This window comes from Micromonospora sp. NBC_01699 (assembly GCF_036250065.1).
Lineage (GTDB): Bacteria > Actinomycetota > Actinomycetes > Mycobacteriales > Micromonosporaceae > Micromonospora_G.
Genome location: NZ_CP109199.1, coordinates 3,776,052 through 3,793,565, shown reverse-complemented (window position 1 = coordinate 3,793,565; position 17,514 = coordinate 3,776,052). Strand labels below are relative to the sequence as shown.

General features: G+C 70.9%; 17 protein-coding genes. 14 read left to right on the top strand and 3 right to left on the bottom strand.

What is annotated here, in order from left to right:
* The first annotated feature begins 71 nt into the window (after positions 1–71).
* The 8 genes from OG792_RS16585 (at position 72) to OG792_RS16550 (ending at position 9,431) form a co-directional block, all read left to right on the top strand.
* On the top strand, positions 72–542 hold the full coding sequence (locus tag OG792_RS16585) for a MarR family winged helix-turn-helix transcriptional regulator (protein ID WP_329110620.1): 471 nt from the start codon (positions 72–74) through the stop codon (positions 540–542).
* Positions 543–789: 247 nt separating this feature from the next.
* Positions 790–1,986 carry a cytochrome P450 gene (locus OG792_RS16580; RefSeq protein WP_329110619.1) on the top strand — a complete coding sequence of 399 codons (1,197 nt, stop codon included), beginning with the start codon at positions 790–792 and terminating at the stop codon, positions 1,984–1,986.
* 48 nt (positions 1,987–2,034) lie between these two features.
* Positions 2,035–3,087: a 3-deoxy-7-phosphoheptulonate synthase gene (gene aroF / locus OG792_RS16575; protein ID WP_329110617.1), complete on the top strand. Its 1,053-nt coding sequence runs from the start codon at positions 2,035–2,037 to the stop codon at positions 3,085–3,087.
* 8 nt (positions 3,088–3,095) lie between these two features.
* Positions 3,096–4,763 carry an aromatic amino acid ammonia-lyase gene (locus OG792_RS16570; RefSeq protein ID WP_329110616.1) on the top strand — a complete coding sequence of 556 codons (1,668 nt, stop codon included), beginning with the start codon at positions 3,096–3,098 and terminating at the stop codon, positions 4,761–4,763.
* Between the two features lie 2 nt (positions 4,764–4,765).
* Entirely contained in the window at positions 4,766–6,196 is a 1,431-nt protein-coding gene (locus OG792_RS16565; RefSeq protein WP_329110615.1) for a phenylacetate--CoA ligase family protein, read from the top strand.
* A gap of 12 nt (positions 6,197–6,208) precedes the next feature.
* Positions 6,209–8,032: an asparagine synthase (glutamine-hydrolyzing) gene (gene asnB, locus OG792_RS16560; protein ID WP_329110613.1), complete on the top strand. Its 1,824-nt coding sequence runs from the start codon at positions 6,209–6,211 to the stop codon at positions 8,030–8,032.
* Between the two features lie 81 nt (positions 8,033–8,113).
* Positions 8,114–8,431 carry an ArsR/SmtB family transcription factor gene (locus OG792_RS16555; RefSeq protein ID WP_329110612.1) on the top strand — a complete coding sequence of 106 codons (318 nt, stop codon included), beginning with the start codon at positions 8,114–8,116 and terminating at the stop codon, positions 8,429–8,431.
* Positions 8,432–8,465: 34 nt separating this feature from the next.
* Positions 8,466–9,431: an LLM class F420-dependent oxidoreductase gene (locus OG792_RS16550; protein WP_442932478.1), complete on the top strand. Its 966-nt coding sequence runs from the start codon at positions 8,466–8,468 to the stop codon at positions 9,429–9,431.
* A gap of 5 nt (positions 9,432–9,436) precedes the next feature.
* Here OG792_RS16550 and OG792_RS16545 read toward each other — a convergent pair whose 3' ends face one another.
* Entirely contained in the window at positions 9,437–10,090 is a 654-nt protein-coding gene (locus OG792_RS16545; protein WP_329110610.1) for a nitroreductase family protein, read from the bottom strand.
* Positions 10,091–10,158: 68 nt separating this feature from the next.
* On the opposite strand from OG792_RS16545, the gene OG792_RS16540 reads away from it, so the two are divergent.
* The 3 genes from OG792_RS16540 (at position 10,159) to OG792_RS16530 (ending at position 12,384) form a co-directional block, all read left to right on the top strand.
* Positions 10,159–11,397 (top strand): serine hydrolase domain-containing protein, encoded by a 1,239-nt coding sequence (locus OG792_RS16540; protein ID WP_329110609.1) that lies wholly within the window; start codon positions 10,159–10,161, stop codon positions 11,395–11,397.
* Positions 11,394–11,786, top strand: a complete 393-nt coding sequence (locus tag OG792_RS16535; protein ID WP_329110607.1) for a hypothetical protein — start codon at positions 11,394–11,396, stop codon at positions 11,784–11,786. The genes OG792_RS16540 and OG792_RS16535 overlap by 4 nt, the downstream gene beginning before the upstream one ends.
* Positions 11,787–11,928: 142 nt before the next feature.
* Positions 11,929–12,384 (top strand): Lrp/AsnC family transcriptional regulator, encoded by a 456-nt coding sequence (locus OG792_RS16530; protein ID WP_329110605.1) that lies wholly within the window; start codon positions 11,929–11,931, stop codon positions 12,382–12,384.
* Here OG792_RS16530 and OG792_RS16525 read toward each other — a convergent pair.
* Positions 12,365–12,961, bottom strand: coding sequence for a histidine phosphatase family protein (locus OG792_RS16525; protein ID WP_329110603.1), 597 nt, complete (start codon positions 12,959–12,961; stop codon positions 12,365–12,367). The genes OG792_RS16530 and OG792_RS16525 overlap by 20 nt on opposite strands.
* Positions 12,962–13,102: 141 nt before the next feature.
* Here OG792_RS16525 and OG792_RS16520 point away from each other — a divergent pair, with 141 nt between their 5' ends.
* Positions 13,103–13,297, top strand: a complete 195-nt coding sequence (locus OG792_RS16520; RefSeq protein WP_329110602.1) for a CsbD family protein — start codon at positions 13,103–13,105, stop codon at positions 13,295–13,297.
* Positions 13,298–13,360: 63 nt separating this feature from the next.
* Here OG792_RS16520 and OG792_RS16515 read toward each other — a convergent pair whose 3' ends face one another.
* Complete coding sequence (locus OG792_RS16515) at positions 13,361–14,767, bottom strand: KamA family radical SAM protein (protein WP_442932427.1); 1,407 nt, start codon at positions 14,765–14,767, stop codon at positions 13,361–13,363.
* Positions 14,768–14,905: 138 nt separating this feature from the next.
* Between OG792_RS16515 and OG792_RS16510 the strand changes: the two genes are divergently transcribed.
* Positions 14,906–15,937: a zinc-binding alcohol dehydrogenase gene (locus tag OG792_RS16510; RefSeq protein ID WP_329110600.1), complete on the top strand. Its 1,032-nt coding sequence runs from the start codon at positions 14,906–14,908 to the stop codon at positions 15,935–15,937.
* 4 nt (positions 15,938–15,941) lie between these two features.
* Entirely contained in the window at positions 15,942–17,510 is a 1,569-nt protein-coding gene (locus tag OG792_RS16505; protein WP_329110599.1) for an amidohydrolase, read from the top strand.
* Positions 17,511–17,514 lie beyond the last annotated feature (4 nt).

The window sequence follows — 17,514 nt, the reverse complement described above, 5'->3', positions numbered from 1 at the left end:
GGGACGGTACGTTAGCATGGGATCGACGGCCTGAGTAGACGTCGTCGCCCGCGAAGTGGAGGAGCCACATCGTGACCCAGACGGCATCTCGCCCGGCGTCCTCCTCGCCGGCGGCGTACTTCGCCCAGCTCGTCGAGACCCGTCCGGACATCGCGCTGTGCCGCACCACCACCACGGTGACCAAGGGCTCCGAGCGGCACTACGCGGACCAGCCGGTGAACGTCGCCGGCCACCTGGTGCTCGGCATGCTGGCCGTGACCGGGCCCTGCTCGCAGCAGGAGTTGAGCGAGGGGCTGCGCATCGACCGCAGTGTGATGGTGGGCTGCGTCGACGGGCTGGAGCGGGCCGGGCTGGTGAGCCGCGAGCGCAACGCGACCGACCGTCGGGCGTACGACGTGACCATCACCGCGACCGGTCGGAAGGTGCTGGCGGAGGCCGATGGCGCCCTGCCCGGGCTGCTGGACGGCGTGTTCGGGGCACTCAGCCCGGCGGAGCGCCGGCAGCTCGCCCACCTGCTGCGCAAGGCTCTCGGCCTGGGCTGACGCCCACCCGACCGGCTGCCGGCGTGACGTTCCGGCTGATTGACAACATCGTTAACATTCGATCTCATCCATTGTTTGTGGCTGAGTCGTCGCTTAGTGTGCGTTCGAAGGTTCGTTGATATACGAACGAAAGTTCCAGGGCAGGCAGCCCACCTTTCTCGTCTCGTTGCCGGGTGCGCGGCAGCGTAGGAACCCCCCCCGTACTGGCATGCGTCGCGGCATGCCCGGAAACGACTGGGAGTGCACGATGAGCCTCGATGAGTATCCGCTGGCGCTGGGCTCGCTCGCCGAGCCGCCCGAACGCTTCGCCGAGCTGCGCGACAGGTGCCCGGTGGTACGGGTGAAGCTGCCCAGCGGTGACACCGCCTGGATGGTCACCGGCTACGACGAGGTGGCCGCCGCGATGGCCGACCCGGCGCTGTCCCGGGCGGCCCTGCGCGAGCCGGGCGCACCCCGGGTGATCTCCGGTCCGGACTTCTCCGACAACCCGTTCAACCTGCTCAACCAGGAGGGGCCGGACCACGCCCGGCTGCGTCGGCTGATCGCGCCGGCGTTCAACCACCGCAAGGCGCGGGTGTGGCGGCCCCGGGTGGAGCAGATCGCGCACGAGGCCGTCGACCGGCTCGAAGCCGGCGAACACCCCGCCGACCTGCACCGCGACTTCGCCTCGCTGCTGCCCATCTGGGTCATCTGCGAGATGGTCGGCGCGCCGGTCGAGGATCGTCCTCGGCTACAGGAGTGGACCGACCGGCTGGTGAGCATCACCGCGTACTCGCCGGAGGAGCGGTTGCGCGCCCGCGACGAGTCAGCGGCGTACGTGGCCGGCCTGATCGCCCAGCGCCGGGAGGAGCCCGGCGAGGATCTGCTCAGCGCGCTCGTGGCGGCCCGGGACGACAACGACCGGCTGACCGAGCGGGAGCTGGTCTGGCTCGGCATCAACCTGTTGGTCGCCGGCCATGACACCACGGTCGGCGCGCTCTCCCGTGGCCTGTACATGCTGCTGCGTCACCCGGATCAGTGGCGGCTGCTCGCCGAGGACCCGGCGATCCTCGACCACGGGGTGGAGGAACTGCTGCGGTACGCGCCGCCGTCGGAGATCGGCTTCATGCGGGTCGCGACCGAGCCGGTCACCATCGGCGGCGTGGAGATCGCCGAGGGGGAGGGCGTCATCCCGGTGATGCACGCGGTCGGGCGGGACAGCCGGCACGTACACGACCCGGAACGGCTCGACCTGGTCCGTACGGACGTCAAGCACCTCGCGTTCGGCCACGGGCCGCACTACTGCCCGGGAGCCGGGGTGGCCCGGATGGAGTTGCAGGTGGCGTTCGGCACGCTGGCCCGTCGCCTGCCCGGCCTGCGGTTGGCCGAGCCGGCGCAGGACACCAGGTGGATCGACGGGCTGCTCACCCTGCGGCCCGAGCGGCTGCTTGCGAGCTGGAAGTAAGCACCCCGCCGGCTGTGCCGTGGGCCGGTGGCGACCGAATGGAGAGCCGTGACAGAGCTGGTAGCGATCTCACATGTCGACGTCCCACAGAGCGAGGTGAACACACTGGTCGACGAGGCCGTGGCGGCCGGGTACAGCGTCGCGCTGCACCGGGCCGGACGCCGCTTCCTCGTCTTCGCCAGGTCGGCGCACGGTGCGGTGCCCGGCACCGAGTTCTTTCGCGCAAAATCCTACATTTCCGATGTGGTATTAGAAAATTCGTTACACCCGCTCGGTGACCGGGTGCGACATCCGCAGGGCAGCGTGGTCGAGGTGGGCGGCGTGCGCTTCGGCGGCGGCAACACGGTGATCATCGCCGGGCCGTGCTCCGCCGAGACACCCGAGTTGCTGCTGGAGACCGCGGCGCAGGTGCGCGAGGCCGGTGCGTCGATGCTGCGCGTGGGCGTGTTCAAGCCACGCACCTCGCCGTACGCCTTCCAGGGTCTGGGGGCGGGTGCCTTCGAGGCGCTGCGGGAGGCGCGCAGCCGGTACGGCCTGCCGATCGTCTCCGAGATCATCTCGGTGTCCGAGCTGGACGGTCTGCTCACCGCGGTCGACATGCTCCAGGTCGGCGCCCGCAACATGCAGAACTACCCACTGCTCAGCGCGCTCGGCACATGCGACCGGCCGGTGCTGCTCAAGCGCGGCCTCGCCGCCACCGTGGACGAATGGCTCAGCGCCGCCGAATACCTGATGGCCGGTGGCAACGAGCGCGTCGTGCTCTGCGAGCGGGGCATCCGCACCTACGAGCGGACCACCCGCTTCACCCTCGACCTCGGTGTGGTGCCGGTGCTCAAGGGGCGTACGCACCTTCCGGTGATCGTCGACCCGAGCCACGGCACCGGGCGGGTGGACCTGGTCCATCCGATGTCCCGGGCCGCCGTCGCCGCCGGCGCCGACGGTGTGATCGTCGAGGTGCACCCGCGACCGGCGCAGGCCCTCTCCGACGGTTTCCAGTCACTCGACCTGCCCGGTTTCAAACAGCTGATGACCGAGCTTGAGCCGGTGGCCCAGGCGGTCGGCCGGCCGCTGCACACCTATTCCGATCTCCAGCCGGTCTAGGTGCCCCGATGACCCAGACCCTCAACGGCACCCATCTTCGGCTGGACGGGCACTCGCTGCGCATCGCCGACGTCGTCCGGATCGCCCGCTCCACGGTGGACGACTCCACGGTGGAGCTGGACCCGGCCGCCGCGGTGGTCATGGACAGCACCGTCCGACGCAAGGACGACCTGGTCGCCCAGGACCTCCCGGTGTACGGCCTGACCACCGGCTTCGGCGACAGCTGCACCCGCCAGGTCGCCGCCACCCGCGCCGTCGCGCTCCAGCGACACCTCATCCTGTACCACCTCAACGGGGTCGGCCCGCAGACCCCGGCGGACGTGGCCCGGGCCACCGTGCTGATCCGCGCCAACTGCCTGTCCCGCGGTCCCTCCGCCGTACGGCCGGAGCTGGTCCGGGCGCTGCTGCACCTGCTGGACCGGCAGATCACCCCGGTCATCCCGGAGCGCGGCTCGCTCGGTGCCAGCGGGGACCTCGTCCCACTGTCGTACCTGGCCGCCGCACTCCTGGGCGAGGGCGAGGTCGAGCACCGAGGGGTGCGCCGACCGGCCCGCGAGGCGCTGGCCCTGGAGGGGCTCACCCCGGTCGAGCTGGCCGCCAAGGAGGGCCTGGCCCTGATCAACGGCACCTCCTTCGGTGCCGCGTTCGCCACGGTCGCCGCCTCGGACGCCGCCGAGCTGGCCTGGGTCGCCGACCTGGCCACCGCGTTGACCTGTGAGGTGCTGCTCGGCAACACCTCACACTTCGCCGAGTTCATCCACGCCAGCAAGGGCCATCCCGGCCAGTGTCGCAGTGCCGCGACCATCCGGGAGCTGCTGGCCGGTTCGGTACTGACCACCACGTACGCGGAGATCCTGGCCCGCCGCGACCGGCTGGACGGCCGCGACCACCTGATCCTGGAGCAGCGCATCCAGGACAAGTACTCGGTCCGGTGCGCCCCACACGTCAACGGTGTCCTGCGGGACACCCTGGACTGGGTCGGGCCGTGGCTGGAACGCGAGATCAACTCCTCCAACGACAACCCGCTGTTCGACCCGGCCACCGGCGAACTGCACCACGGCGGCAACTTCTACGCCGGGCACGTGGGACAGGCCGCCGACGCACTCAAGGTGGCCGTGGCGAACCTGGCCGACCTGCTGGACCGCCAGCTCGCGCTGGTGGTGGACGAGAAGTTCAACGCCGGGCTGCCGGCCAACCTGGTCGACCCCACGCTGGCCGACCGCGGCGAGGCCAACCTGCACCACGGCTTCAAGGGCATGCAGATCGCCTGCTCGTCGGTGACCGCCGAGGCACTCAAGCTGGCCGCGCCGGCCACCGTCTTCTCCCGCTCCACCGAGGCGCACAACCAGGACAAGGTCAGCATGGCCACCACCGCGGCCCGCGAGGCGCGCACGGTGGTGGAACTGACCCAGCAGGTCGCCGCGATCCACCTGCTGGCCCTGGCCCAGGCGCTCGACCTGCGCGGCGCGCACGACGCCGGCCCGGCGGTGCGCCGCGCGCACGCACTGATCCGCGAACGCGTCCCGTTCCTCGACCGGGACCGCCGCATGGACCACGACATCCATGCGGTGGTCGACCTCATCCGCACCGGCGCGCTGCGCGCCGCCGTGACCGGCCACATCGCACCCCCAGAGATCGGCGTACCGGCTTCATACACGCAGACCCGCGAGGAGTGACCATGCTGCTGTTGCGCGACGAAGAGACGCTCGCCGCCTCACTGAGCCAGGTCCGCGAGCACACCGCGTTCACCCGTGACGTGCTCAGCGGCAAGGCCGACCTGCGCCACGAGCACGGACGCAAGCTCGTCCGCACACTGGAGGCCGCGGCCCGCTCGCCCATGTACGAGGGGCGGCTCGGCGCCGACCTGCGTCGGCGCCTGGCGGCCGGCGAGCTGACCTCCGACCGGGCCCTGGACGAGGAACTGCCGGAACTGCCGCTGCTGTCCAAGCGGAACCTCAGCGACTCCGGCGCGGCGGCCTTCACCCGACCGCTGCACAGCTTCCTGCACTACTACGAGTCCTCCGGCACGACCGGCAACCCGGCACCCGCGCCGAAGGCGATCGACGACCTGGTCACCAACACCATCAACATCGGCGAGATGTGGCGGCGCTTCCTCCAACCGTCCGACGTCGCACTCATCCTGATCAACGCACCGTTCGCGCCGGCCGCGTACCAGTTCGAGAAGGTCCTCGAATACCTGGAGATCATGTCGCTGCGGCCGTGGGTGGACAACATCACCGGCGACTACTCCAGGGTCCTGCGGCTGATCAACGAACTCGGCGCGAACGTCTTCGTCGGGCCACCCTCGCGGCTGCTGGAGATGGTGCAGTTCGCGCACCGCAAGGGGCTGGCGCCGCCCCGCTTCGAACGGCTCCTGCTGATGGCCGAGCAGACCGGGGAGGCGTTCCAGCAACACCTGAGCCGGCTCACCGGCGCCACCCCGTACGTGGCCGCGTACGGCTCGTCGGAGACCGGCACGATAGCGGTCACCTGTGAGCGCCGCCAGCTGCACATCCAGGTGCAGAGCTACGTGCTGGAACTGGCCGACGGCGACCGGGTACGCCGGCTCTCCGGGCAGAACGAGCGCGGCGAGCTGATCGTCACCACCCTCGACGTGCCGTCGCGTCCACTGCTGCGGTACCGGATCGGTGACCTGGTCGAGATCGACTACGCCGGCTGCGCCTGCGGGCTCGCCACACCGGTGCTTCGCACCCTCGGCCGGGCCCAGGACGTGCTCACGTTCAGCGGCAGCGGCGTACGCCAGGACGAGTTGGAGGCCGTCCTCTGGGCGGCCGACCTGCCCGCACCGGTGGTCTTCAACTACATGCTCGTGGTCCGTGAACGAGCCGTCGTGTGCCTGGTCACGACCGACGGCGACCCGGACCCGGCGTGGTCGGCCGAGTTGGGTGCCCGGCTCGGCCGGCTCTTCGGCGGGTTCTCCGTGGCGGTGCGTCCGGTGGCGGTGCTGCCGCCGCTCGCCTCGCTCGGGCAGTACCTCGGCTGGAAGCTGTCCCGCGTACTCGACCTCAACGACGCGGCGAACTGGGACCGGCTGCCGGAGCCGATCGGCGGCATTGTCCGCGCCACGCTCGCCACCCTCGACGACTGAGAGGAACCCAGCATGTGCGGCATCGCTGGATGGCTGGACTGGCACCGGGACGTGGCCGCCGAGGCGGCGACGGTGCGGGCCATGACCGAGACGATGGCCTGTCGCGGCCCGGACGGCGACGGGTTGTGGCTCTCGCCCCGGCTCGCGTTCGGGCATCGGCGCCTCGCGGTCATCGACATCGAGGGCGGCGCGCAACCGATGGCCGCCGAGCGGGACGGCGCCGAAGCGGTGCTCACCTTCAGCGGCGAGATCTACAACTTCCGCGAGCTGCGCACCGAGCTGACCGGGTACGGGCACGCGTTCCGTACCCGGTCGGACACCGAGGTGCTGCTGCGGGCGTACCTCCAGTGGGGCGAGGACGTCGTGTCCCGGCTCAACGGCATGTTCGCGTTCGCCATCTGGGACCGGCGTACCGAGACGCTGTTGCTGGCCCGGGACCGGCTCGGCATCAAACCGCTCTACTACCACGAGTACGAGGGCGGGCTGCTCTTCGGCTCCGAACCCAAGGCACTGCTGGCCAACGACCTCTTCGTGCCGGAGGTCGACCCGGACGGGCTGGTCGACGTCTTTTCCGTGGCGGCGAAGCGCCCCGGTGACGCCGTCTTCCGGGGGCTGCGCGAGGTCCGCCCGGGTTGGACGGTCCGGTTGGACCGGTCCGGCACCCACCACCGGCGGTACTGGGCGCTGGAGAGCCGTCCGCACACCGACAGCCCGGAGCAGACGATCGCCACGATCCGGGGACTGCTGGAGGACACGGTCGCCCGCCAGCTCGTCTCCGACGTACCGCTGGGTGCCCTGCTCTCCGGTGGTCTCGACTCCAGCGTGCTCTGTGCCCTGGCCGCCGAGCAGCTCGCCGGCCAGGGCGGCAAGCTCAACACGTACTCGGTCGACTTCGCCGGCGCGGACACCGACTTCAAGGCCGACGCCCTGCACGTGAGCCGGGACGCGCCGTACGTCGCCGCGGTCGTCGACCACCTCGCCACCGATCACACCGACGTGATCCTCGACGCGCCGAGCCTGCTCGGCGAGCTGGCGACCACCGTCGCCGCTCGGGACATCCCCGGCGTCGGCGACCTCGACGTCTCGCTGTACCTGCTCTTCCGTGAGGTCCGCCGGCACACCACCGTGGCACTGTCCGGGGAGGGCGCGGACGACATCTTCGGCGGCTACCCCTGGTTCGCCGCCGAGGCGGCCCGGGACAGCGGCAACTTCCCCTGGTCGGCCGGGATCACCAACCGGGGCGCCATGCTCTCCGCCGACCTGCGTGCCCACCTGGACCTGGACGCGGCCATGGCCGACCGGTACGCCGAGGCGGTGGCCGAGGTGCCCCGGCTGCCCGGCGAGCAGGGCGTCGACCGGCGGATGCGGGAGGTGTTCCACCTACAGATCACCCGCTTCCTGCCGTTCCTGCTGGACCGCAAGGACCGGATGAGCATGCGGCTCGGGCTGGAGGTCAGGGTGCCGTTCTGCGACCACCGCCTGGTCGAGTACCTGTGGAACGTGCCCTGGTCGATCAAGCGCCTCGGCGGCCAGGAGAAGGGTGTGCTCCGCGAGGCGACCGCCGACCTGCTGCCCGAGCAGGTGGTACGGCGACCCAAGAGCGGCTTCCCGTTCGGGCAGAGCCCGGAGTACCTGACGGCGATCCGGGACGCGGTACGCGACCTGCTCGGCGACCCGTCCTCGCCGGCCCGGCCGCTGCTGAACGCGGACGCGCTGCGGCCGCTGCTGGACGGCGACGTGTGGTCCACCGGTACGTACAGCCCGCCGCCGTGGCTGCCCAGGGCGCTGCTGCTCGACGCGTGGCTGCGCCGGTACCGGGTGCGGGTGCGGTGGTGAGCGTGGGCTTCGATGGTTCGAAGGTCGGTAAATGTTGTAATCTTTACGCGGCACACCGGCAACTCACCCGGCGAGGTCGCGATGCGGGATCTGCAACACCCCCTGCTGGACGATGTCTGCCTCAGCGCGGTCTTCAACGCGCTCAGCGACCCGATTCGGCTGAGCGTGGTGCAGCGGTTGTCGGTCGACGGCGAGCTGTGCTGCAACGAGCTCGAAATGCCGGTGAGCAAGTCGAGCATGTCGCACCACTTCCGGGTGCTCCGCGAGGCCGGACTGACCCGCACCCGGATCGTCGGCACCCGGCACTACCTGACGCTGCGCCACGACGAGGTGGGCCGGCGCTTCCCCGGCCTGCTCGACACCGTGCTGTCGCTGGTCGGGGAGCCGGTGCCGGCGTAACAGCCGCCCGAAGGGACACGTCGTGCGTTACGGCGTGACCCTGCCCCTGCCGGGCGTGCCACCGTACGCGCACCGGCGGATCGTCGAGGAACTGCCTGACCTGGGCTACACCGACGTGTGGACCGGCGAGGCGGCCGGCGCGGACGGTTTCGTTCCCCTGGCGTTGGCCGCCGCGTGGGCTCCGGAGCTGCACCTCGGCACCGCGGTCGTACCGGTGCAGACCCGTGGCCCCGCGCTGCTGGCGATGACCGCGGCAACGCTGGCCGGCGCGGCTCCGGGCGGGTTCACCCTCGGCATCGGCTCGTCCGGGCCACCGTTCGTGACCGCCACCAACGGCATCCCGTTCGAGCGCCCGTACCAGCGGGTGCGCGACACGCTCCGGTTCCTGCGCGCCGCGTTCGCCGGGGAGTACGTCGCCGGCGACTTCGGCAGCTTCCGCATCGAGGGGTTCCAACTCGCCGCCCTGCCCCATCCGCCACCGAGGCTGATCGTCGGCGCGCTCCGGCCGGGAATGCTCGGGCTGGCCGGGCGGGAGGCGGACGGCGCGGCCACCAACTTCCTCGCGGTCGAGGACGTGCCCGCGGTGGTGGCCGCGCTGGGCGGGGGAGAGCTGATGGCGCGTCTGTTCGTCTGCCCGACCCGCGACGTGACGTACGCCCGCGCGGTCGGGCGTCGCCTGCTCGCGCCGATCCTGAACGCCCGCACCTACAGCGCGTTCCACGACTGGCTGGGCCGCGGCGAGCGGCTGGCCCCGGTGCGGGCGGCCTGGGCGGTGGGCGACCGGGCCGGGGCGCAGGCCGCTATCCCGGACGACATCGTGGACGCGCTGCTCGTGCACGGCTCACCGCAGGAGTGTGCGGCACACGTGGCCCGGTACGTGGCCGCCGGGATCGACGTACCGGCGCTGGCGCTGGTGCCGGCGCCGGAGTTCGGCGGCGGTCCCGAGGCGGCCCGGGAGATGGTGCGCCGGCTTTCCCCCGCCCGGGTCGGTGTGTCGTGAGGCGGTCACCAACGGTTCAGGTGCAGCACCTCACCCACGTCGACGCGCGGCCCGACCCGGAAGTCGGTGCCGATCGTGTACGCGAGCGGGCTGAGCGCCACCTGCATCACGGTCGCGTACGGGATGCCGAGCAGTTCCGCGGCCTCCCGCTCGTAGTGCAGGTGGGGGGTGGTCCAGGCGGTGCCGAGTCCGTGTGCGCGGGCGGCCAGCATGAAGCTCCACACCGCCGGCAGGATCGAGCCCCAGGTGTTCGCCTGGTGCACGATGGACGGTTCGCGCACGCGCACGACCCGCACCGTCGGTACGACCAGCGCCGGCACCTCGTGCAGGTGCTCGAACAGGTGCTGGGCGCTGCGCGACATCCGCTGCTGCGCGGCCGGGTCGCCGGCCGAACGGTCGACCCCGTCGTAGGGCACCGGCTGGGTCGGCGCCCGAAGGCCGAGGCGGTAGAGGTCGGCGAGGGCGCGGCGGCGACCGGGGTCGGTGACGACCACGAAGTCCCAGCGCTGCCGGTTGCGCCCGGTCGGCGCCTGGCAGGCCAGTTCGACGCAGCGCTTGATCACCTCCGGCTCGACCGGGCGGGTGAGGTCCAGGCGCAGCCGTACCGCGCGGGTGGTGGAGAGCAGATCCTCCGCGGACAGCGACAACGAAGCGGTCATGGGTCCGATATTAGATTATTCGTCGATCTTCGAACAAGAATTCGAGTTTCCAACGAAAGGGTGTGGCGATGACAGTGCGGGAGCGAAGCGATCTGGCCGGCGCGGTGCGCGCGGGCCTCGACGGTGCCCGGCTCGCCCGGCTCGACCGCTACCTGTCCTCCCTGGTGGACGCCGGCCGGCTGCCCGGCTGGTCGTTCGCGGTCAGTCGGCGGGGCGAGCTGGCGTACGAGTCGTTCGGCGGCCAGCGCGACCGGGAGGCGGGACTGCCGGTCGAACGGGACACCATCTACCGGCTGTGGTCGATGACCAAGCCGATCACGTCGATCGCGGCACTCGCGCTGGTCGAGGAGGGAGCCCTGTCGCTACAGGATCCGATCGAACGGTACATTCCCGAGTTCGCCAACGCCCGGGTGTACCGCCAGGGACCGCCGTCCCGGCCGGTCACCGACCCGCTCAGTGAGCCGATCCGGGTCTGGCACCTGCTCTCGCACACCTCCGGCCTCACCTACGGCTTCCACCGCGCCCACCCGGTGGACGAGATCTACACCGCCGCCGGGTACGAGTGGAGCACGCCGCCGGGCCTGAGCCTGGCCGAGTGCTGCGCCGCCTGGGCCGAGTTCCCGCTGCTGTTCCAGCCCGGTACCGGATGGAACTACGGTGTCTCCAGCGACGTGCTCGGCCGGGTGATCGAGGTCGCGTCCGGGCAGCCGCTGGACAAGTTCTTCGCCGACCGGATTCTCGGCCCGCTGGGCATGCGGGACACCGGCTTCGTGGCGGACGCCGGCCAGCGGGACCGGTTGGCCGCCTTCTACACCGTCGGCCCCAACGGTGGGATCGTGCGCAACGACGGGCTGGGCACGCTCGGCACCGTCGAGCCGGCCTGCCTGTCCGGCAGCGCCGGTCTCGTGTCCACCCTGGATGACTACCTGCGCCTCGGTCGGCTGCTGCTCGGCGGTGGCGAGGTGGACGGCGTCCGTGTCCTCGGCCCGCGCACGGTGTCGTACATGACCCGCAACCACCTGCCCGGGGGCGCCGACCTCCGGACGGTGGGACGGCCGGTCTTCTCGGACATGCCGATGGCCGGCGTCGGTTTCGGGCTCGGCTTCGCGGTGGTGCTGGACAGCGCCGCCACCAAGGTCCCCGGAAGCGACGGCGAGTACGGCTGGCACAGCGCGGCGAGCACGATCTTCTGGGTGGACCCGGCCGAGGAGCTGACCGCCGTCTTCCTCACCCAGCTGATGCCGTCCAGCGCGCTGCCGCTGCACTCGCGGCTGCGTCAGTTCGTCCATCAGGCGATCGTCGAATGAGTGACATCGACCGGGCGTTGGCCGCGCTCGACGACTTCCTCGGTGCGCTCAACAGCCACGACGTGGGCGCGTGGGCGGACACCCTGCACTACCCGCACATTCGCGTCCAGGAGGGTGTCGTCACGGTCTGGCCCGACCGTGACGACTACGTCAAGCGGTCCGAGCCGGAGTTGGCCCTGCTGCTCGCGACGGGCTGGCGGCGCAGCGTCTGGGAGTCGGTCGAGGCGTTGCCCTCGACCCCCGACCAGGTGCACGTGCGGACCCGGTTCGCCCGGCTGGACGAGCGGGGCGGGCGGCTGGCGGCGTTCGAGTCCATCTACGTGCTGACCCGGCAGGTCGACCGCTGGGGCACGGTGGCTCGGCTCGGCTTCGAACTCCCGGCGGCCTGATCGGCGGGGCCCCTGGGTGCCAACCCGGCGGGCCCCGCCACCTCCCGCGCGGCGACAGGCCCACCACCAGCCACGGCCGTGCGGCGGCGCGTCCGTGGGATCGATTTCGTCGGATGAGGGCCTTTGCCGGTAGGTTCTTCGCGTGGAGGAAGTCGACCGTGCCATCATCGCCGCGCTGACCGCCGACGGCCGCTTGTCGTACACCGATCTGGCCGAGAAGGTGGGGCTGTCGGTGTCCGCGGTGCACCAGCGGGTACGCCGGCTGGAACAGCGCGGTGTCATCACCGGTTACACCGCCCGGGTGTCGTTCGACGCGCTGGAGTTGCCGCTGACGGCCTTCGTGGCGGTCCGGCCGTTCGACCCGTCGCAGCCGGACGACGCGCCGGAGCGGCTGGCCCACCTGCCGGAGATCGAGTCCTGCTACTCGGTGGCGGGGGAGGACAATTACCTGCTGCTGGTCCGGGTCGCGAGTCCGGCGGACCTGGAGCGGGTGTTGCAGGAGATCCGTACCTCGGCGAGCGTGACGACCCGGACCACCGTGGTCCTGTCCACCCCCTACGAGAGTCGGCCGCCGCGGATCAGCCGCCCGGCGCGGTGAGGCTGGCCGCGCCGCCGGTGTTCCAGCGTTGGATCACCCGGCGTCCGTGCTCGTGACCGAGGGCGGAGATGGTGGCGGTGTCCAGCCGGAGGAGGCCGCCGCCGCTGGCGGGTAGCCCGATCCAGCGGGCGCCGGCCACCCGGAGGCTGTGCCCGTGGGCGACCAGGGCGACATCCCCGTCGGCGAGCAGGTCGGCGGCCCGGTCCAGGATCCGGTCGAGTCGGGCGCCGACCTGGTCGGGGGACTCGCCCTCCGGGCAGCCGTCGGTCCACAGGTTCCAGTCGGGGCGTTCCCGCTGGATCTGGGCGGTGGTGCGGCCCTCGTAGCTGCCGTAGTTCCACTCGGCGAGGTTGTCGTCGACCGAGGTGACGGTCAGGCCGGCGAGTTCGGCGGTGCGCAGCGCCCGGGTCCGGGGGCTGGCCAGGACGGCGGTGAAGGCCCGGCCGGCGAGCTGGTCGCGGACCGCGCGGGCCTCCCGCTCGCCGTCGGGGCTAAGGCCCAGATCGGTGTACGAGGTGTGCCGGTGCGCGGCACTCCACTCGGTTTCGCCGTGCCGGATGAGAACGATCTCAGTCACCCGGTTAGTTAAGCACGTTCGATGCACCTAGCTTCCTAGGACGAACTACGGGGTGTGCGCCACCCATCCACAGGTTTTCACCGATGCCGGACCGGGGACTCATCGGGTGGCCGAACACCGGACTAGTCACGAGGAGTCGAGATGAGCCTCACCGATAAGGCCAAGCAGAAGGCCGACCAGATGACGGGCGCCGCCAAGGAGAAGTTTGGCGACAAGACCGACAACGAGCAGATGCGCGCCGAGGGCTCTCGTCAGCAGGCCGGCGCCAAGGCCAAGCAGGCCGGCGAGAACGTCAAGGACGCCGGCAAGAACATGAAGGAATCATTCAACAAGTAGGCGCATAGACGACAGTGGGGCCACCGGTATGTACCGGTGGCCCCACTGGTGTTCGTACGAAGATCAGGTCGGGTCGTGCGTGGTCCACCAGGCCCTACCCGATTCGGGCAGGGTGTCGATCGGGTCGTAGTAGGCGTACCGGCGGCCGAGGGCGGTCAGGTCGGCCGACTCGATCGAGGTGCGGTAGTTCTTGGTCCAGTAGGAGATGCCGCGCTCGCGGTCGTACTCGGTGAGCATGTGCACCCAGCGCTTGCCGACGAACGGTACGTCGCAGACGATCCGTGGGGTGGCGTAACCGGGCAGGTAGCCCATCATGTCGTGCTGGAGTTGTTGGGCGTGCCAGACCGGCACCCGCCAGTGTTCGGCGTTCGGGATCATGTCGCACATGTAGAAGTAGTACGGCAGGATTCCGGCCTCGCCCTGGAGTGCGAAGCAGAGGTCGAGCAGGTCGGGTGCGGTGGCGTTCACCCCGCGCATCAGCACGCCCTGGTTGCGTACGTCGCGTACGCCGACCTCAAGTGCGGTCTGGGCGGCGCGGGCGACCAGCGGGGTGAGCGACTGGGCGTGGTTGACGTGGGTGTGGATGGCGAGGTTGACGCCGCGTCGGGCGGCGGTCCGGGCGACCCGTTCCAGGCCCTCGACGACGTCGGGCTGCAACCAGTGCTGGGGGAGTCCCATCAGCGCCTTGGTGGCGAGCCGGATGTCGCGGATGGTTTCGATTTCGAGCAGCCGCATCAGGTAGGACTCAAGGTTGCGCCAGGGGACGTTGGCCACGTCGCCGCCGGAGACGACGATGTCGCGTACGCCGGGGTGGGCGCGCAGGTAGCCGATGTGGGCGTCGTAGCGTTCGACCGGCTTGAGGCTGAGTTTGAGTTTGTCGACGGCCGGGGTGGAGTTGCCGACGAGGTCCATCCGGGTGCAGTGCCCGCAGTACTGGGGGCAGGTGGAGAGCAGTTCGGCGAGGACCTTGGTGGGGTAGCGGTGGGTGAGCCCCTCGGCGACCCACATGTCGTGTTCGTGGAGTGAGTCCCGGGTCGCGTACGGGTGTGATGGCCAGTCGGTGCGGCGGTCGGAGGCGACCGGGATCATGTAGCGCCGGATCGGGTCGGCCAGGAATGCCTCGGTGGTCATCGGGGCGTCCGGCACCATGGTGTTGATCATCTGTGGTGGGACCAGCATCGACATGGTGGCGAGCGCGGCCTGGTCGGCGGCGAGGTCGGTGTAGAAGCTGTCGTCGACGAGGTCGCCGAGTACGGCGCGCAGCTGTTTGGCGTTCTTGACGCAGTTGACGCGTTGCCACTGGGCGGATTCCCACTGTTCGCGGGTGATGTGGCGCCAGCCGGGGAAGCGGGTCCAGTCGGGTTCGACCAGGGGTCGGCGGCGGTATTCGTAGGGCTGGGCGGCCAGTGGTGTCGCGGTGTCGGTCGGTCGGGGCGCTGGGATGGCCTCAACTGGTTGTGTCTGCGTCACGGACCCTCCTCAGGCTGCGCGGTACCGGTGACGATCCGAAGGCTACTGGAAAATATCCTGTAGAGGAATTATTCTGCCGTAAGTTTTCCCGTGCTGCGATCTGTTGGCAGCGTGACTGTGTCTGGAAGGGGCGCTTCGATGACCTCACCCGTGGGGCTGCACCGCGTGCTCGAACCGGCGGGCGTGTTGCCGCAGGCGGCGTGGCGGTTGGATCCGGGTGGTCCGGTGGGCGTGGACGAGGTGCGGATCCGGGTGGAGCGGTTGAACCTGGACGCGGCGAGTTTCCGGCAGTTGTCGGAGAAGCATGGTGGGGACGGGTCGGCGGTCCGGGCCGAGGTGCTGGACATCATCGCCAACCGGGGCAAGATGCACAATCCGGTCACTGGTTCGGGTGGCATGTTGATCGGGGTGGTGGACGAGGTCGGACCGTCCTCGCCGCTGCGGGTGTCCCCCGGTGACCGGGTCGCGACGCTGGTGTCGCTGACGCTGACCCCGCTGGTCGTCACCGACGGGCTGGCCGGCTGGGACGGGCGCGGCGAGCAGGTGCCGTGCACCGGGTACGCGGTGCTGTTCGCCCGGTCGGTGGTCGCGGTGCTGCCGGACGATCTCGATCCGCGGTTGGCGTTGGCCGTACTGGACGTGTGCGGGGCGCCGGCGTTGACCGCGCGGGTGGTGGCGGGTTACCCGTCGCCGTCGGTGGCGGTGCTCGGCGGGGCGGGTAAGAGCGGGGCGTTGGCGCTGGTCGCGGCGCGGCGGGCGGGCGCCGGTCGTACGGTGGGGGTGGTGCCGGTGTCGGCGGAGCGGGACCGGCTGGTCGCGGCCGGGCTGGCGACGGAGGTCGCGTTGGCCGACGCCCGTGATCCGGTGGCGTTGGCGGCGGCGGTGACCGGGGCGCTGGGTGGTCCGGCGGACGTGACGGTGGTGTGCGTGGACGTGCCGGGGTGCGAGCACGGGGCGATCCTGGCGACGGCCGACGGCGGTACGGTGATCTTCTTCTCGATGGCGACGAGTTTCGCGGCGGCGGCGTTGGGCGCGGAGGGGTTGGCCGCCGACGTGACGATGCTGGTCGGGAACGGGTACGTGCCGGGGCACGCCGAGTTGGCGGTGGATCTGGTGCGGTCGGACGCCGGGGTGCGTGGGTTGTTCGAGGCCCGGATCGCGGCAGACTGATCACATGACTTCCCCCTCGACTCTGTACCGCGGCGGCCACCTCTACTGCCCCGGTGACCCTCGGGCGACCGCGTTGTTGATCCGGGACGATCGGATCGCCTGGATCGGTGCCGACGCGGACGCGCCGGTTGCCGACCGGGTGGTGGATCTGGCGGGTGCGTTGGTGACGCCGGCGTTCGTGGACGCGCACGTGCACGCGACGGATACCGGTCTGGCGTTGTCCGGGTTGGATCTGTCGTCGGCGGGGTCGGCGGCGGCGGTGCTGGCGGCGGTGGCCGGGTTCGCGGCGTCGTTGCCGGTGGACGCGGTGGTGTTGGGGCATGGCTGGGACGAGTCGAGTTGGTCGGACCAGTTGCCGCCGTCGGCGGTGGAGTTGGACCGGGCGGCAGGTGGGCGGCCGGTGTATCTGTCGCAGGCGTCGATTCATTCGGCGTTGTGTTCGTCGGCGTTGTTGGCGGCGGCCCCCGAGGTGGTTGCGGCGCCGGGGTACGACGGGTCGGGGTGGTTGCGGCGGGACGCGCACCACGTGGTGCGGGCGCTGGCGTTCGGGTCGGTGACCCGGGCGCAGCGGGCGGCGGCGCAGCGGGTGGCGTTGGCGCGGGCGGCGTCGTTGGGGATCGCGGCGGTGCACGAGTGTGGTGGTCCGGATATTTCCGACGAGGTGGATTTCACCGGGGTGTTGGCGTTGTCCGGGGACGGCTGCCCGGAGGTGTTCGGTTACTGGGGTGAGTTGTCGGGGGCGGCGCGGGCGCGGGAGTTGGGCGCGGTGGGTGCGGGTGGGGATCTGTTCGCCGACGGGGCGTTGGGTTCGCGTACGGCGCATCTGTCGTCGGCGTACTCCGATGGTGACGGCGGTGGGTGCGGGCACGGGTACGTGTCGGCGGAGCAGGTCCGGGACCACCTGTTGGATTGTGCGGCGCATCGGATGCAGGGCGGGTTCCACGCGATCGGGGATGCGGCGATCTCGACGGTGTTGGACGGGTTCGCGTTGGCGGCCCGGTCGTTGGGGGTGGATCGGTTGCGGGCGGCCCGGCACCGGGTGGAGCACGCGGAGATCATGAGTAAGCGGTTGATAGCGGGTTTTGTCGAGTACGGGATCGTGGCGAGCATGCAGCCGGCGTTCGACCGGTTGTGGGGTGGCGAGGATCGGATGTACGCGCAGCGGTTGGGGGTGGCGCGCTCGTTGGAGTCGAATCCGATGGGTGCCATGCACGGGGTGGGTGTGACGTTGGCGTTCGGGTCGGATTCGCCGGTGACGCCGTTGGATCCGTGGGGTTCGGTGCGGGCGGCGATGGCGCATTTCAATCCGGCGCAGCGGATGAGTGGGCGGGCGGCGTTCGCGGCGCACACCCGGGGTGGGTGGCGGGCGGTGTTCCGGGACGACGAGGGGGTGTTGGCGCCGGGTGCGCCGGCGACGTTCGCGGTGTGGTCGGCGCCGGCGGGGGTCGACCGGGGGTTGCCGGTGTTGGTGGCCGAGGAGGCGGAGTTGCGGGGGCCGGCGGATCCGACGCCGTTGCCGGTGTGTCGGCGTACGGTGCTGCGCGGTCAGGTGATCTACGAGGCGCTCGACTGAGCCG

Excerpts from the sequence above, each read along its gene's own strand:
- OG792_RS16545 (WP_329110610.1), bottom strand. The coding sequence starts at position 10,090 with ATGACCGCTTCGTTGTCGCTGTCCGCGGAGGATCTGCTCTCCACCACC.
- OG792_RS16570 (WP_329110616.1), top strand. The coding sequence starts at position 3,096 with ATGACCCAGACCCTCAACGGCACCCATCTTCGGCTGGACGGGCACTCG.
- OG792_RS16565 (WP_329110615.1), top strand. The coding sequence starts at position 4,766 with ATGCTGCTGTTGCGCGACGAAGAGACGCTCGCCGCCTCACTGAGCCAG.
- OG792_RS16505 (WP_329110599.1), top strand. The coding sequence starts at position 15,942 with ATGACTTCCCCCTCGACTCTGTACCGCGGCGGCCACCTCTACTGCCCC.
- OG792_RS16540 (WP_329110609.1), top strand. The coding sequence starts at position 10,159 with ATGACAGTGCGGGAGCGAAGCGATCTGGCCGGCGCGGTGCGCGCGGGC.
- OG792_RS16520 (WP_329110602.1), top strand. The coding sequence starts at position 13,103 with ATGAGCCTCACCGATAAGGCCAAGCAGAAGGCCGACCAGATGACGGGC.
- OG792_RS16555 (WP_329110612.1), top strand. The coding sequence starts at position 8,114 with ATGCGGGATCTGCAACACCCCCTGCTGGACGATGTCTGCCTCAGCGCG.
- asnB (WP_329110613.1), top strand. The coding sequence starts at position 6,209 with ATGTGCGGCATCGCTGGATGGCTGGACTGGCACCGGGACGTGGCCGCC.
- OG792_RS16510 (WP_329110600.1), top strand. The coding sequence starts at position 14,906 with ATGACCTCACCCGTGGGGCTGCACCGCGTGCTCGAACCGGCGGGCGTG.
- OG792_RS16580 (WP_329110619.1), top strand. The coding sequence starts at position 790 with ATGAGCCTCGATGAGTATCCGCTGGCGCTGGGCTCGCTCGCCGAGCCG.
- OG792_RS16535 (WP_329110607.1), top strand. The coding sequence starts at position 11,394 with ATGAGTGACATCGACCGGGCGTTGGCCGCGCTCGACGACTTCCTCGGT.